The sequence below is a fragment of the Apibacter sp. HY039 genome (genome assembly GCF_004023655.1).
GTDB classification, from domain to species: Bacteria; Bacteroidota; Bacteroidia; order Flavobacteriales; family Weeksellaceae; genus Apibacter; species Apibacter raozihei.
Genome location: NZ_SAYM01000001.1, coordinates 775,114 through 790,476 on the forward strand (window position 1 = coordinate 775,114; position 15,363 = coordinate 790,476).

The 15,363-nt window shown below is 32.5% G+C and carries 13 protein-coding genes and 1 tRNA gene; 8 read left to right on the forward strand and 6 right to left on the reverse strand.

The annotated features are described in order from the left end of the window. Positions 1-52: 52 nt before the first annotated feature. Entirely contained in the window at positions 53-2,119 is a 2,067-nt protein-coding gene (locus EQ921_RS03450) for an alkaline phosphatase (RefSeq protein WP_128330568.1), read from the reverse strand. A gap of 186 nt (positions 2,120-2,305) precedes the next feature. Here EQ921_RS03450 and EQ921_RS03455 point away from each other — a divergent pair, with 186 nt between their 5' ends. After that, complete coding sequence (locus tag EQ921_RS03455; RefSeq protein ID WP_128330569.1) at positions 2,306-3,280, forward strand: hypothetical protein; 975 nt, start codon at positions 2,306-2,308, stop codon at positions 3,278-3,280. A 61-nt stretch (positions 3,281-3,341) separates the two neighbouring features. Here the strand turns inward: EQ921_RS03455 and EQ921_RS03460 are convergent. From EQ921_RS03460 to EQ921_RS03470, 3 genes are all read right to left on the reverse strand, one after another. Next, positions 3,342-3,414 (reverse strand) — tRNA-Gly (locus EQ921_RS03460). Positions 3,415-3,550: 136 nt separating this feature from the next. Then, positions 3,551-4,489: an MBL fold metallo-hydrolase gene (locus EQ921_RS03465; RefSeq protein ID WP_128330570.1), complete on the reverse strand. Its 939-nt coding sequence runs from the start codon at positions 4,487-4,489 to the stop codon at positions 3,551-3,553. A 90-nt stretch (positions 4,490-4,579) separates the two neighbouring features. Next, entirely contained in the window at positions 4,580-6,421 is a 1,842-nt protein-coding gene (locus EQ921_RS03470; RefSeq protein ID WP_181951015.1) for a carbon starvation protein A, read from the reverse strand. A 190-nt stretch (positions 6,422-6,611) separates the two neighbouring features. Between EQ921_RS03470 and EQ921_RS03475 the strand changes: the two genes are divergently transcribed. Then, a complete protein-coding gene (locus tag EQ921_RS03475; RefSeq protein WP_128330571.1) occupies positions 6,612-7,109 on the forward strand; it encodes a GNAT family N-acetyltransferase in 498 nt (165 codons plus the stop codon). An 8-nt stretch (positions 7,110-7,117) separates the two neighbouring features. Here the strand turns inward: EQ921_RS03475 and EQ921_RS03480 are convergent, their stop codons facing one another. Both EQ921_RS03480 and EQ921_RS03485 read right to left on the reverse strand, forming a co-directional pair. After that, a complete protein-coding gene (locus tag EQ921_RS03480) occupies positions 7,118-8,431 on the reverse strand; it encodes a transcriptional regulator (RefSeq protein ID WP_128330572.1) in 1,314 nt (437 codons plus the stop codon). Next, positions 8,424-9,263 carry a DNA adenine methylase gene (locus EQ921_RS03485; RefSeq protein WP_128151257.1) on the reverse strand — a complete coding sequence of 280 codons (840 nt, stop codon included), beginning with the start codon at positions 9,261-9,263 and terminating at the stop codon, positions 8,424-8,426. Before EQ921_RS03485 ends, EQ921_RS03480 begins: the two co-directional genes overlap by 8 nt. A 162-nt stretch (positions 9,264-9,425) precedes the next feature. On the opposite strand from EQ921_RS03485, the gene EQ921_RS03490 reads away from it, so the two are divergent. From EQ921_RS03490 to EQ921_RS03515, 6 genes are all read left to right on the forward strand, one after another. After that, positions 9,426-9,785 carry an arsenate reductase family protein gene (locus EQ921_RS03490; RefSeq protein ID WP_128330573.1) on the forward strand — a complete coding sequence of 120 codons (360 nt, stop codon included), beginning with the start codon at positions 9,426-9,428 and terminating at the stop codon, positions 9,783-9,785. 166 nt (positions 9,786-9,951) lie between these two features. After that, positions 9,952-10,605 carry a hypothetical protein gene (locus tag EQ921_RS03495; protein ID WP_221410461.1) on the forward strand — a complete coding sequence of 218 codons (654 nt, stop codon included), beginning with the start codon at positions 9,952-9,954 and terminating at the stop codon, positions 10,603-10,605. Next, the gene (locus EQ921_RS03500; protein WP_128330575.1) at positions 10,605-12,608 is read left to right on the forward strand and encodes a hypothetical protein; all 2,004 of its coding nucleotides are present in this window, start codon (positions 10,605-10,607) and stop codon (positions 12,606-12,608) included. The genes EQ921_RS03495 and EQ921_RS03500 overlap by 1 nt, the downstream gene beginning before the upstream one ends. A gap of 2 nt (positions 12,609-12,610) precedes the next feature. Then, complete coding sequence (locus EQ921_RS03505) at positions 12,611-13,924, forward strand: hypothetical protein (protein ID WP_128330576.1); 1,314 nt, start codon at positions 12,611-12,613, stop codon at positions 13,922-13,924. A gap of 109 nt (positions 13,925-14,033) precedes the next feature. Then, positions 14,034-14,570, forward strand: a complete 537-nt coding sequence (gene msrB, locus EQ921_RS03510; protein ID WP_128330577.1) for a peptide-methionine (R)-S-oxide reductase MsrB — start codon at positions 14,034-14,036, stop codon at positions 14,568-14,570. A 61-nt stretch (positions 14,571-14,631) separates the two neighbouring features. Continuing rightward, on the forward strand, positions 14,632-15,306 hold the full coding sequence (locus tag EQ921_RS03515; protein WP_164875258.1) for a head GIN domain-containing protein: 675 nt from the start codon (positions 14,632-14,634) through the stop codon (positions 15,304-15,306). The last annotated feature ends 57 nt before the right edge of the window (positions 15,307-15,363 follow it).

Genomic DNA, 15,363 nt, shown 5'->3' on the forward strand with positions numbered 1-15,363 from the left:
AGCACAAAATGCCTGTTTACAGGCATTTTTTGTGTATGTATATTAATTTATATTACTGATTAATAATTAATTTTTTAGATAATTTTCCGTGGCTGGTATCAACCGAAACTACATATACCCCTTGAGTTAAAGGATAAGTATCAAAATCTATCGTATGTTTTTTTGCACGCTCATCTTTACGGAACTGTTTAACCAGTTTTCCAGATAAGTCGTTTATTGATACAGAAATATATGAATCGTTTTTTAAAGATATATCCAGGTTTACATTACCATGAGAAGGATTAGGATATACCGTTAAAGAGCCTATGGATTTAGTTTTTATGTCCTCTGTTCCAGCTGTTTTTCCCTGAAGCAGAAATTCTTCCATGATGTGAGTTAAAAAGGTGTTATCTATCTGACCGATTCCTGAAATTTTTCCCGCATATTTACCATTTATGTTGTCTTCAGCGCCTACAAAAACATCCATGGGCGTATGGTTACCCGGAGTTCCGCCGGCAACATCCCCATTTCCATTGGTAAGAGGATTAGAGGCATAGGCAACAACGATTCTTCGTCCGTTATTTTCAACTGTAGGCCACAGCTCTTCACTTCTGTCCTGAAAGACATAAGTAGAATAGTTAGGGTACCATCCGTTCGGGTTATTTGTTCCAAAATCTACATCACCTCTTTTCACTCCGGCCGGATTAGCTACAGTAGTAACAGTAGCAGAACCGCTGGAAGATGCATTTGACCCGTTTTGTCGGGGTCCTAAAGCATACGTTCTTACATAGGTTCCTTTAGATTGTGCGTCATTTGCATCGTGTAGACCCACAATAGCTGTTCCTCCACATTCATGATCAGAAGCAGAAAATATTAATGTTTGTGTATGGGTTTCTTTCAGTAGTTTTCGAGCTTGGGCGACGGAGTAATCCAAAGATAAAACTTCCTTAATCAGGTAATCGGAACCGTAAACATTGGTGTGACGTTCGGTGGTAGGCAGGGCACTGTAAATAGCATCTCCACCACCTACGTATGCGGGCTGATCAGAGTCTACGGAATAGGTGTTCTTTCCATTTCCTGAAATTACAGTAATACCTCCGCTGTTTGCATGTTCCAGGTGATCAATTCTACCACCTTCAACCATTAAAAAAAATCCTTTTTTCCCCCCTTTGGCTTTCAATATTTTAATAGCCATTTCGGTCATTTCAGGTAATGAAGGCTCCCATGGAGCATTCATCTGCCGGTCCTGCTCATAATTGTCATGCGAAGCATTAAACAAACCGATTAATTTAGTGTTGTTATCTGGTGTAAACTGAGAGATATCTATATTTAATAATGCATCTCGGCTGTTTACGTGTACAAATCCCCTTTGTTTGGCAATTTCTACAAGATTTACATTATCAGCACGTTTTCCTTTAATGGTTACAGTTTTCCCATTATATGAAATTGTATTTCCTTGAGAATCCAGAACATCTTCTGCATAATTATTCGGTAAGAAATGCCTTGCACCACCACCTAATAATACGTCAATTTCAACTCCTATTTTAGGATCCGGTAAAGTCCAGTCTCTGGCAGGATCGTAGGGAGCAATAACGGAAGCCGGATTATTAAATATTTCTTCATATTGTTGTTTAGTTGAAGAAATAAATTGTGCGGCTATGTAGTCTTCAAGATCCCGAAACCAAATATGCGAACCAAAAGTGGCCGGTGTGGCATGCGTTATACGTGTAGTAGTTATAAGCCCTACTGCGTAGCCTTCCTTTTTAGCCTTTTCCAAAATGGTTTCCACCGATTCTCCTTTGCCTACATTATAAGAAATGGCTTCATTATCCAGTTTTCCGGATTCTCCAGCGGAATATGCAGAAGCTCCCGGTCCGGAATCGGTAATCCATGAATTTAAGCTATGGGTAGTTAATGAACCTTGAAACTTTAATTTATCTAGAGCCAGAATCTGATATCCGGCATCTTTAGTAAATCTTTTTCCTTCTGTTCCTTGTCCCAAAGACATTCTTGCAGCTACTTTGGCCGAAGTTCCAAATCCGTCACCAATGAACATAATCATTTGTTTTGGGAGTTCATTCTGTGCATATACTCCTGTCCATCCTAAGGAAGCTGTTAAAAATAAGAAAATTTTTTTCATTAATTATTTTATCTGATAGTTGAGGCAAAAGTCTGTTTTTAATATTAATTTTTGGTTAACAAAAAATCAAGAAATGGTATCGTTCAGTTAAGATACGGTTACAAAATGTTTATATTATGGTTAAATCGAAGCTGCTGTTTTTATACTATTTTTTTTTACACTTCATTTGTAAAAATTTTATAAATAATGAAAAAACTGATTCTGAGTTTAATTTTTATTTTCACAACAATGATTGCTTTATCAGCACAAGAAGTACAAACAAGTTTTCTGTTTGGTAAAAACAAAAAGTATGTAGTATATGAAAGTGAAATTTTCGAAATTGACAAAAAAGGGGAATTAAAATCATTGATTAAATTCCCTGATAAGGTTTATAAAGCTTTGCTTGTACAAGATCATTTATGGTTAGGTACTGATAGTGGAGCTCAGGTGTTTGATATACATACCCTGACAAAGTTAAAAGAAGAATTTATTTCAGATAAAATTGTGGATCTTACATTGGATGCAGAAGGTAAAATATGGTTGGTCAGCCTTTTTAAGGGAGTTTACAGACAAAATATGGCCCATGTCTTTGAAAAAATGCTGGATGTTATCACCAATTATTGTATAACAGCAACACCCGATGGAAACATATATGTGGGAACCAATCTGGGTATGTACAATCTTTCTTTGAAAAAATCTGGTTTTATAAGATATGCAGAAGAGGCACATAGTGGTAACGGGCTACCAGATAATATTGTAGAATCACTCTATTCTGATAATGATTCCAATGTTTGGATAGTTATGCCCGATAATATAGCATTTAAGAAAAGTGATAATTACTTAGGAGAAATTCCAACCTTTTCTTATGTAGGTAACAAAGAAAATAAATTATATAAAATAGTCGGAATAAAAGATCAGTCTTATTTGTTTATCACTCAGCAGGGTATCATGCTTTTACCATCAGGTTCATTAAAAGAACATAGTCACAATGATGAGGTTTTCAGCGGGCACGATACCAATGCTTTTCAATTAACCAATGAATTTTTAGGAGCACCGTCTTCTCTTCACTCAGAACCAGTTCTTTTCGCAGAAAGCGACGGAAAACAGATTTATTTTTTTACACAAAAAGGTATATGGGAATTATCGGAAAAGAAATTGGTGAAAAAATTAAAAAATCACTGAAAAGTAAACGTTTAATAATCAAAATAAAAAAGAGTATCTTTGTTAAGATACTCTTTTTTTGAGCGGAAGACGAGGGTCGAACTCGCGACATTCAGCTTGGAAGGCTGACGCTCTACCAACTGAGCTACTTCCGCTTAATTATGATGCAATTTTACAACTTTTTTTTGATTTACAACAAAAAAAAACAGGATTTTTTCTTTGCATGCTTTCTTATATCTATAAATTATTGATTATGAATATTTTTTTTAATCAGCTAAATTAAACTAAGCCTCAAAGAGAGATTTTTTTACCTTGTTCAGGAAAAATAAGCGAAACTTCTAAAACATTATGGGTAATCAGTTCTTTTTTTATAGTTTCTATAGCCGTACCTGATGGTTTTAGATGCGTTATGATCACGGGTAGATTTTTAAGTTTGCCGCTTTTGCAGTAGGATGATAAATGAGTGAGTTCTTCATAAAGGAGGGCAGGTGTCAGATGACCAAATAATAAATTTTCAGGCTGGGAATTAGGAAAAGATACTTCAATAAGTATGGCTTTCAAAGAACCTTGATTGATTAAAGGAGCAATAGTTTTCCAAAGTAGTTTCAACTGTGTAGACTTTTCTATCCGGTCTGCTCCCGTATCCCCTAAATAAAGAATATATTGATTTTCAGATTTCACCAAAAGGGCAGAACTTTTATAAGGAGTTCCATGGCTTAATTCAAAAATTTGTCCGGTAAGTTGTGTGTTGTCAATAGCAAATGTATCAAAAGCGTTAAAAGACCGGTAATAATATTTATTTAATTGGGGAAAATTACCTTCATTGGCAAAATTGATCCAGGGTCCCTCTGTGAAATAATATTTTTTTAAAATTTCGATAACCGGAGAAAGGGCATAAATGTTTTTAGGTGAATCGTCCGGAGAATTAATAATCATTCCTGAAACATGATCAAGATGTCCATGGGAAATAAAATAACCTTTAATATTATTTTTCAATAAGCTATCCGGACTTCCAGCTAAAGATTGCTTTTCAATAGCTTTTTTTATTCCGGTCCGTATAGTTCCGGCATCCATACATAAAAATTCATTTTTGTCTTTTTCACTGATTATATATGCGGAAAGATTGTCTTCATCTAAACCTCCGTATATACCCAGAGGTATCAGGTCGAAAGTTTGCGAATGGCATAACAAGCTGAAAAGCAGTGTAAGTGTGAAAATTATATATTTCATTATTTGAATGATTATAATGATGCAAATTAAGTTATTTTAAATAAAAAAAGGCAGGTGATCCTGCCTTTTCAAAATTTATTTACAGTTGAATCAGGGTTCAACAATTTCTTTAACGGTATCTCCGTACTTGTCAACCACTGTTGTATGAATTTTCATTAATTCCGCCCATCGTCTAAAGGCTCCCACAAAGACAAAAAGCATTAAAAGCATAGCTATTACAGCCAGGGAAGCAAGAAGGTATTGTTCTTTAGGAAGGTATATATCCACCACTTGAATATATCCTGCCCAGAAAGTGATAATAGCCATAAAGACTCCCGGAATGGCAGAACATAAAGCGTATTTTTTTCGATTCATACGAATCAGCATGGTTGTACATACAATGAGACCGCAGGCGGCTAATAATTGATTGCTGATTCCGAACAGAGGCCAGATGCTACTCACATTACCTGTGTACACGAGATATCCCCAGGCAAAGGTGAACAGGATGCTGCTGATTATTATGCCAGGAACCCAGTTTTTATCGTTAAATTTAGGAATGACTCCTCCCAGCATTTCCTGTAGGAAAAACCGTCCTACACGAGTTCCGGCATCAATAGCAGTAAGAATAAATACAGCTTCAAACATAATGGCAAAATTGTACCAGTAAGCCATTAATTCATCCATATAAGGAATATTATTGAAAATATGTGCCATACCCACTGCCAAGGAAACCGCACCACCGGTACGTCCGTGAAGATCAATACCGATATGGTCTATAAAATACTGAAGATCGACACTATGCAAATCCGGGTGTGCTGCCAGGAAGCTCTGATAAGCATCCACTGGTGTATTGATAGCAAAATAATCTCCCGGCATCAACGTACAGGCTGCAATTAAGGCCATCAGGGCAACAAAGCCCTCTACTAACATTGCCCCATAACCAACAAATAATATTTCTTTTTCATCAGAAATCATTTTCGGTGTGGTACCTGTTGCAATAATTGCATGAAATCCGGAGATAGCTCCACAAGCAATAACAATGAATATGAAGGGTAAAACCGGTCCTCCGATCACGGGTCCTCCTCCGTTCACAAATGAAGTGATTGCAGGCATTTCAATAGTAGGGTGAACAAATATAATACCAATAGCAAGCATCAAAATAGTCCCGATTTTAAGATAAGTGGAAAGATAGTCTCTTGGAACCAATAACAGCCATACGGGTAAAACAGATGCTAGAAAGCCATAAATAGGAATGGCTATGGAAATAGTCTTAATATTCCAGTGAAACATGTCATTTAAGGTTTCATTCTGCATCAGGTGGTGCCCAGAGATGATGCCGGTGACTAATAAGACAACTCCGACAATACTGGCCAGTGTTACGCTGTCTTTTCTGTATCTCATAATTAAGCCCATCAAAACGGCAATGGGCATAGTGATAATCACTGTAAATAAAGACCATGAAGCTTCGTGCATAGCACTTATACAAGCTAGTGATAGTCCTGCCAGTGTCAGTATAAGGATAAATAAAATGGCAAAACCGGCTATGGTTCCTGTAACGGGACCAATTTCTTTCGAAGCTATAGTGGCCAAGCTCTGTCCTTTGTGTCGAACGGAAGCAAATAGTACTACCATATCGTGTACACCTCCACCCAATACGCAGCCTATAAGTATCCATAAAGCTCCGGGCAAATAACCGAACTGGGCAGCCAGTACAGGACCTACCAATGGTCCTGCAGCGGCAATAGCTGCAAAATGATGTCCAAAAAGAACATTTTTGTTGGTGGCTACATAGTCATGACCGTCAGCAAATTCAATTGCAGGCGTGACATTTTTTGAATTCAGGCGTAAAACCTTTTTAGCTATAAATATACCATAGAAACGATACGCTATGGCAAAAATCAGCACTGAGACAAATACAAGTGTCAGAGCATTAATTCCGTTTAAAAATTCCATTAATTTGTGATTTTAGATATTATATATTTATTTTGTGTTGGCAAATATAGTTTTTGATACTTATTTATGCATTATATTTTTTTATTTTCTATTTTTGTTATGATATGGCTGATTATATTAAGTTGAAATAAGAGTTCATATATTATAATGTCAGCAAATATTTTCAATCAAAATTAAAATATATGATTTTATGAACTTCGAATTGAAAAAATGGGAAGAGTCGGATGTTATGAGTCTGGTAAAACATGCCAACAATTATAACATATTTCGTTATTTAAGAGATTCCTTTCCTTTTCCGTATACAGAAAAAGACGGACAAACGTTTATTTCATTAAATCTCTATGAAAATCCGGTTAAAGAGTTTGCCATACACATAGATGGAAAAGCTGTAGGGGCTGTAGGAGTAACTCTTCAACCTGATATATACAGGAAAAGTGTTGAGATCGGCTATTGGCTTTCTGAATCATACTGGGGAAAAGGTATTATGCCGGAAGTTTTAAAAGAGATGGTAAACTATAGTTTTTCTACCTGGGATATCAGCAGAGTGTTTGCAAAGCCTTTTAGTATAAATGAACAATCTCAGAAAGTATTGGTTAAAGCAGGATTTGAATACGAAGCAACTCTGAAGAAGGCTATTTATAAAAATGATAGTTATCTGGATGAAATGATTTTCTCAGTCGTGCGATAAAAAATGGTTTATTCCATGTCAAATAATGTATAAGTTTGGGAAGAAGATTCGGTCAGAGCAATAATCCATTGGGTCCAGTTAATAATTGTAGAGGCTCTTCGATGGTACGTATTTTCTGAACGGATATTGAATAACAAACAATCCTTCATAAGCTGTATCACTAAATTTCTGTCCAGAGTTTTGTGTTTAAAGTAGTTTTTAATTGTCTGGTTAAAAATTTTATGACGAAGTATCAGTTTGCTGAATTCTAATTGTCGATTATACAAAGAAAGCGAGTAAACATTATTCCCTTTTTCAGTAAGGGTACAACCATTTTGCCCCTTACGCTGAGTGTACTGTAAAATTCCCAGATATTTTCCGGCATTTATATAATAGTCTGTCTGCCTGGGATCGAAATCATAATTATCTGTAATCTCTTCTTTTGTCAGAAATTCACGAACTTTTAACAGCTCACCTAAATTAATAATTCTTTCAAAATTGTCGGCCTGAGGAAAAGGAATTTCTGGTTCTTCAATTAAAGATATTTGTTCAGCAATTAGAATAATGGTTTCCCTGTCTATTTGTTTATTTTTAAGAGTGTATTTTTTTTCCCTGATTAATTCCAGAGAATTGTAATGCTCAGTCTCATTAAAACAATACTCACGTAAGTGAAAAAAACCGTTACTATAAGTCAAGAATAAAGGCACAATAGATTTTGATATTTTTTTTTGCCATAATCTGAAAGGATAATATAGCTGACGTATTAAAAAATCGTCGGATAAGTAATTTTTAGCCTCCAGTAAATACAAGTTATTTCTACCTTCATAACCGCCATCAATTTCAAGCTGGGAATTATCTACATGAACCGGAAGTTTGCCTGCACTGTGATCAATAATAAAATCAAAACAAGAAGAACTCATTCTGCCACTAACGGTAGGCATAAGTTTATCATCTTCTGTAAAATCTTGAAGAATTCCAGATATATAGGCACAATTAATAGCAGCGGCTTCACTGGTGATATTTTCGTAATTTAAACTTTCCAGCAATGGAGGGAACTTAATATTTTCAGTAATTATTTTTTGATTTTTGGCAAACGGATGAAATGTTTCAAATGTGCCTATAATATAATTGCCTCTGGATATGGGCAAGATAGATAAGTTGTTGTTTTTAAATAATTTAGGTAATTGTGAGCGATGATCGAACTTAGTCATCAACCGAGCTTCACGAAATTCATTAATCTCAAGTGATGAAATTTCAATACAGCTTTCTTCTGAAAGTCTCTCCAGAATTTTATATTTTTCAAATATTTTTATCCAGGCACTTTCGTTTTTCGATTCATTCATAATTTCTTATTAAAACTTCATCAATTTCTCCTCTTTTTTCACCTTTGGAATTGATTGAGCGACTGGCTTTAACCGTAAATTGGAAATAATCTTTATATAAATCCTTTATAAATTCTGAAGAAGAGTTGGAAAGCAAAAACTTGATATGTCTTGAATTTAGTTCGTCACAAGCTTCTTTAAGTCTTATCTGATCGGTTTTATTCCATCCTCCCTGAACGTAGCCTGTAAAATTTGAGCTTTCAGATATTGGATGATAAGGAGGATCTAAATAAATAAATGATTTTGGACTTGCTGATTTTAATATGCTTTCATAATCTGAATTTTTTAATAAAATTTCATTTTCATTTAAAAATTGGCTGACTGCTTTCAGAACGGATTCATTTATTATAGTAGGATTTTTATATTTCCCAAAGGGAGTATTGAACTTACCTGCATTGTTTACTCTATACAATCCGTTATAGCAAGTTTTATTCAAATAAATAAAACGGGAAGCTCTTTGGACATCGGTTAAATTTTTGTATTCCTCCGTACGATCCAGGTTTCGTATGGAATAAAAGTATTCAGAAGTGTTTTCATGTTTTGCTAAATCTTTTATCAAAGAAGTAAAATGATTTTTTACCACTTTATATACGTTGATTAGTTCGGTGTTGGAGTCATTAAGAATTGCTTGATTGGGCTGAAGGTGAAATAAAACGGCTCCTCCGCCGATAAATGGTTCTATATATTGGTAATCGTCTATGTTCTCAGGCATTAAGCTGATGATAGAGGGCATAATTTGCCTTTTTCCTCCCACCCATTTTAAAAATGGTGCAACCAACTTTTCTTTAGCCATCAAATATGTAATTATAAATTCATTTGCAAGATACTAATAATAATGAGTTTTTTACTAATTTAACCCTTTTACGAATGATTGTTTGCTTATAATCAGTGATTTAAAAATTGAAAATATTTTGTTTTTAATATGTATATTTAACGGAATTTAAAAATAAAACAAATGTCAAAAATACATATACTTTGTTATCCAAATTGCAGTACTTGTAAAAAAGCATTAAAATGGTTAGATGAACATAATTTGGAATTTGAAGAAAGAAATATTGCAATTCAAAATCCTTCGGAAAGTGAATTAAAAAGCTGGAAGGAAAAAAGTAATTACCCTTTATCGAAATTCTTTAATACTTCAGGAAAAGTATATAAAGAACTAAATCTGAAGGATAAAGTAAAAGAGGCGGAAGATGAAGAACTATATTCTTTACTGGCAAGTAATGGAATGTTGTTGAAGAGACCTTTGCTAGTTACAGATTCTTTTGTTTTAGTAGGATTTAAGCCTGAGGAGTGGGAAGATAAGTTGTTGTAGTTTTTTTTATTATTGTAAAAACATCGTAAAAATCTTATTATTATTCTTAGGCCTTGTAGAAAAAAGCGTTTATTAGTATTAGATCGTTTAATTTCAATATATTTGTTGATTCTAATTATTAAATATCATGATTTTATTCTTTTCAGGCCAATTTAGATATTTAAAAGTGATTTTTATTTTAAGTACTTGTTCTTTGTTAACTTCATGTTTTGAAATTTTGGAGGAGGTAGATATGAATCCTGACGGAAGTGGAAAAATGTCCTTAACCATTAATTTGAGCCAGAGTAAAAATAAAGTTTCTTCAATTATGCTTCTTGATAGCATAAACGGACATAAAATTCCTAAAAAGAAAGATATACAAAAAAATTTAGAAGATTTATCAGCAAAATTAAAAAAAATCAAAGGTATTAGTAAAGTTACTTATCATACGGATTATACTCAGTTTATTGCAACTGTAAGTTTTAATTTTGATCACGTTTCAATTCTTAACAAGGCAAGTAAAGAAATTTTTACAGCATACAAAATAAAAGTAGATGACGTTCCTGCATACAGTTATCAGACGTCAAAAAAAATATTTAAATACGAATATAATAATGCAAGTGCAAAAACAGCTTTTAATAAATTAAAAAAAGATGATAAGGAAATTTTTAAAAATGCAACATATACAAGTATTTACAGATTTCCTTATACTGTACAGCAAATAAAAAACACAAAATCTACTCTTTCAAAGAGTAAAAAATCAGTAATGCAGAAAACATCCATTTTGCATCTGATAAATAATACGGCCAATATTTCAAACCAAATACAATTAGTACCCTGATGAAATTTATATTTACAACATTAATTCTATCGTTTTTCATGGTTCTTTCAGCACAGGAAGAATTAGTTTATAAGATACCTAAAGATGCTTCTATGGTCATTCATGCCAAAGGAAATAAATTTTTAGAACACATTAGTCTGGAAGATTTTAATAAAACCCGTATGGGAGGCGTGCTTCTCAACCAATTTTTTAAAAAAGAGAAAGAAGATAAAGATATAAGAGATACAGGTATCGACTTTTCTGCAGATATGTATTTTTATCAACAAATTAATGATAGTATTATCTTTAACTGTTATCTGGTTTCATTGGATAATGCTTTAAAATTTGACCGGCTAATACAGCAAAAAGAAGATGTAAATAAAAAAATAAAACTCAATAATGGATCTAAAGAATTTTATGAATCGGGTCAGTATTTAATTTGGGATACCAAAAAGCTTTTGTTAGTTTATGGTGAATTAAATGATGAGTATTTAAGAAAAGATACGATTATTGCCAAACGTTATGGATTGACAGAAAAATCAAGCTACGATTTTTATTATCCGGAAGATTCAATTGTTTTAAAAAAATATGATTATAACGAAGATTTTTCAGATATAGCGGTTGCAGCAGACTCAGCAATAGTTTCCTCTGATAATTATGATCGCTATTCTGATGTAGATACTATAGCTGTTCACTCTGAGTATGATGAACAAACTGATGATGATGATGATGATAATTTTGAAGATTCGCCTGTTGAATATGATAATTATGAAGAAAGGGAATATTATGATGAAAAGGCTTATGATAAATATCAAGCATCTCAAGATAGTATCAAAAATGAAATATTAAAGAATTGGATGTATTCTTATGGGGAATCTATTTTTAGAAGGACTAAAGCACAACCTTCAATCATGGAAAATGAAGAATATAGAAAAAGTATTGATAAGGATGCGGCTGTAACTTACTTTGTGAATATGTCAAGACCTTGGAGTCTTCTTCAATCTAATAAATTCATTTACTCAAAGCTGTATTATTATTATAACATATCATTGCTTACAAATGTTTTAAGTAAAAATGTTTCAGGCTCATTAAACATGGATAAAAATGCTATACGGTTAAAATATAATTTTGAGCTTTACGATAAAGATGTAGAAATGTACAAGCAGCTTTATAACCATAAACTAAACAAAAAATTTTATAAATATATTGATTCTGACGAAGTGGTTGGTTATATGAGTTCGGCAATAAATACTCAGAAACTATTAGAATTATATCCTAAATTTATGGCTCGTATTTATGGAGAAGTTTTTAAAGAAAATAAAGATGAAATAAATCTTTTTGCTGAATTATTTTCTTTGTTTTTAGATGAAAAATCTGTTGCTGAAGTTATAAAAGGTGATGCTCTCTTTTTATTAAAGGGTTTTACTGCTAAAGAACACTCGTATAAAACGTATGACTATGATGAAGACTATAATGCAACTGAAGTGGAAAAAGTAAAAACATATAATGTGCCGGATTTCTTATTTATGGCTTCATCAGATAATCCGCGGATTATTTACTCAATATTAAATTACGGTATGAAAAAAGGTACAGTTAATGTAGAAGATGGTATCTATCATATACACCATACCAATATAGAGCCGGTGTCATTTTATATGTTTATAAAAGAGAATGAAAATATTGTATTTGTTGGATCATCAAAAGATGAATTGTTAAAAATCAAAACAAATACATTCAAAGCAAATCTTGATAAAAAGGATAAAATAAATCTTACTTCTAATAAATTTAATTTCAATTTTAAACCCTACAGGCTAGTTGGGAAATTACCTAAAAGCGGATTTGATAATATTGAGGAATTCATAAAAATGAGAAACCTATTCGGAGCTATGGGCGAAATTAATGGTAAAGATGAAGGGGTAAAAGGAAATTCAGTTGTAGGAGAATATAATTTCAGCACTACTGAGGAAGATAAAAATTCATTGAAATACTTTTTAAAATTGTCGGAAATGTTAACCGATATGTAAAAATGAAAAAAATTATTTACCTGATATGCACAGCCTTCTTTTCACTAATTATTCTTTTATGTGGATATTTTTGGTATCAGAAAAAACAATCACAGAATATTTTAGTTTATAATGAGACAAAAACTCTGATCAAGCTGGATACTTATCGATTAATGAAAAAATTTATCAGTAATCAGAGGAATTTACCTGATTCTCTTACAAATGTAAATTCACTAATAGGAACAGTCGACATACCGGCGGATATTTTTCTTTTTACAGTGGATGGAAAAAAAGAAACCACCATATTCGGATCTCTCAACATAAAAGATTATAAATTATTTCACAAATATGTGACTACACATCTGGACTTAGAAAATGATAAGGATTTATCATCTTTATATTCAAGTAAAGATAGAAAGTGGAAATTATTATATGACAAGAATACCGTTGTATTTGCATATTCAGCTACAAAGGAAAAAGTTTCGGATATTTTAAAAGAGTTAATTTCAAAAAAAAATACAGTAAAAATTAAAGAAAGTCCTTTCAAAAATATACTAAATAAAAAAGGTGAAATAGTTTTTTATAATTTAAGCAGTGAAGGAAGCATTCATTGGAAAGATTCAGCTATAAAAGGAGAAATTAAAATAAATTCTCATAAATTTAGTGTTTCAAAACCAATTAAAGCACCTGTATTTAGTAAAGATAATTTTGTTTCTTTATGGCTAAATGCCGATGTAAGTCCTTATGCTTCCCATAAGTCTTTTAAAATTGGGGAATATAAATTAAATACAGATAGTATTTTACCTTATTTTAAAAATGAAGTTCAGGTTGAGATTAAAGAGCCTGTACAGCAGAAAGAACAGCAAATTTCTTATGAGTATGACGATAACTTTGAAAAAGTAGAAGTAATCAAAGAAAAAATTAATTTTGTTCCGGGATTTAATGTTAAAATTAAATCAGATGCCTATGGTTTAAAAACGTATCTGACACATGAAAATATTTTGCTGAAAAATGGTGAAATAAGTAGGGAGTTTTTTCCTTTGTTTAAAATAGAAGCTCAAAGTGAGCCTGATTATTTGGTTTTAAGCACAGTAAATAATGCTGTATTTGCCCCTAAAATAAGTTCTGACGTGATCTTTTATATGAAAGTTAATTTTGACAAAATGAGAACTCAAAAGGAATTTTCAGATTACAAAGCATATATGAAAAATTTGAAACGTTTGGAAATTATTACTCATTATATGAAAGAAAATAAGTTACTGGTTAACTTTTCTATAGAATCTGAAAATAATGATGTATTTTCCTTAATATCCTGGCTTTCATTAATCAGCAAATAATTTTTTAATTAATTTTTTTTATCAGTAATTACCATATCAGCTTTTTTGTAATAAAATAGCTCAGTTTTTGTTATAACTAAATTAAATTTTAATTATAAATCTTAAAGGTATGATTACTAATTTAAAATTATTTATCGGAACTATTATTCTCTGCCTTTTTTTTACAGGATGTACAGGAAGTAAAAAACATGCTATCAAATCCGGTTCTGAAACAGCTGAAAATAGGATTAATCCATATTTTTCAAGAACAGATACCCAACAAATTAATGTAAGTAATGCTCAATGGAAAAAGATTTTAAATCCTGAATTATACAAAGTTGCACGTTTAGGTGACACGGAAGTTCCGTTTACGGGTAAATATAATGATTTTAAAGGGTTAGGTATATACTATTGTGCAGTATGTGGAAATCAGCTTTTTCGTTCAGATTCTAAATTTTCATCTACTTGTGGCTGGCCCTCTTTTTTCGAACCTTCTCGCAAAAATAGTGTTGTATATAAGCAGGATACAAGTTATGGGATGGTGAGGGAGGAAGTTTTATGCGGAAGGTGTAAATCTCATTTAGGCCATGTTTTCGATGATGGACCTGAACCTACCGGGAAAAGATATTGTATGAATTCTATTTGTCTTGATTTTGTACCCGATTGATACAATGATTACTTAGAGTATGGCCTAATTATTGAAAATGTATTATATAAGTAATATAAATATGAAAAGATTAGTTGTTATAGTTTTGTTTTTCCTAGGATTTCTGGGAATGACAGCTCAGGAAAAAAAAGAGTTGGACATGGGAGATTTTTCCATAGTAAAAGTCTTTGACAGGATTTCTGCTGATATTATAGCTTCCGATGAAAATAAGGTAGTGATTACTGGTTTAAAAAGAGAAGATGTAGATGTGGTGAATAAAAACGGAGAATTAAAAGTAAGAATGAAAACTACCAAACTTTTAGCAGGAGATGATGTAAAAGTAAAGATTTATTATCAGGGAGAAATTAGTAGTGCGCAGGCCAGTGAGGGAGCAGTAGTGAAAGTAGTGGATAAAATATCTTCTTCTTCAGTTTTTTTAAATGCTAAAGAAGGAGCTATGGTCAGTGCTGAAGTTGAAACTTCTAAATTAGAAGCAAGAGTCAATTCCGGAGGAATTATTAATGTTTCAGGTCATGCTGATGAGCAGGATGTAGTCATTACTTCCGGAGGTAAGTATAATGGAAAAGATCTGGATTCTGAAAATGCATCAGTAGCAATTAATGCAGGAGGGAATGCGATGATTACGGCAACTGAAAAAGTTAATGCTAAAACCCGTGCAGGAGGTGTAATAGATATATACGGCAAACCTGAAGTAAGCCAGCAGACTTTAGCCGGTGGAAAAATTATTAAACATTAATTGTTTAATTTTTTTGTTAATAAAAAGCCTGATAAATTTCATTTTATAAAGAAAATC

What these genes read in the sequence shown, in the direction of transcription:
- EQ921_RS03450 (WP_128330568.1), bottom strand. Translation starts at nt 2,119, where the DNA reads ATGAAAAAAATTTTCTTATTTTTAACAGCTTCCTTAGGATGGACAGGA.
- EQ921_RS03455 (WP_128330569.1), top strand. Translation starts at nt 2,306, where the DNA reads ATGAAAAAACTGATTCTGAGTTTAATTTTTATTTTCACAACAATGATT.
- EQ921_RS03465 (WP_128330570.1), bottom strand. Translation starts at nt 4,489, where the DNA reads ATGAAATATATAATTTTCACACTTACACTGCTTTTCAGCTTGTTATGC.
- EQ921_RS03470 (WP_181951015.1), bottom strand. Translation starts at nt 6,421, where the DNA reads ATGGAATTTTTAAACGGAATTAATGCTCTGACACTTGTATTTGTCTCA.
- EQ921_RS03475 (WP_128330571.1), top strand. Translation starts at nt 6,612, where the DNA reads ATGAACTTCGAATTGAAAAAATGGGAAGAGTCGGATGTTATGAGTCTG.
- EQ921_RS03480 (WP_128330572.1), bottom strand. Translation starts at nt 8,431, where the DNA reads ATGAATGAATCGAAAAACGAAAGTGCCTGGATAAAAATATTTGAAAAA.
- EQ921_RS03485 (WP_128151257.1), bottom strand. Translation starts at nt 9,263, where the DNA reads ATGGCTAAAGAAAAGTTGGTTGCACCATTTTTAAAATGGGTGGGAGGA.
- EQ921_RS03490 (WP_128330573.1), top strand. Translation starts at nt 9,426, where the DNA reads ATGTCAAAAATACATATACTTTGTTATCCAAATTGCAGTACTTGTAAA.
- EQ921_RS03500 (WP_128330575.1), top strand. Translation starts at nt 10,605, where the DNA reads ATGAAATTTATATTTACAACATTAATTCTATCGTTTTTCATGGTTCTT.
- EQ921_RS03505 (WP_128330576.1), top strand. Translation starts at nt 12,611, where the DNA reads ATGAAAAAAATTATTTACCTGATATGCACAGCCTTCTTTTCACTAATT.
- msrB (WP_128330577.1), top strand. Translation starts at nt 14,034, where the DNA reads ATGATTACTAATTTAAAATTATTTATCGGAACTATTATTCTCTGCCTT.
- EQ921_RS03515 (WP_164875258.1), top strand. Translation starts at nt 14,632, where the DNA reads ATGAAAAGATTAGTTGTTATAGTTTTGTTTTTCCTAGGATTTCTGGGA.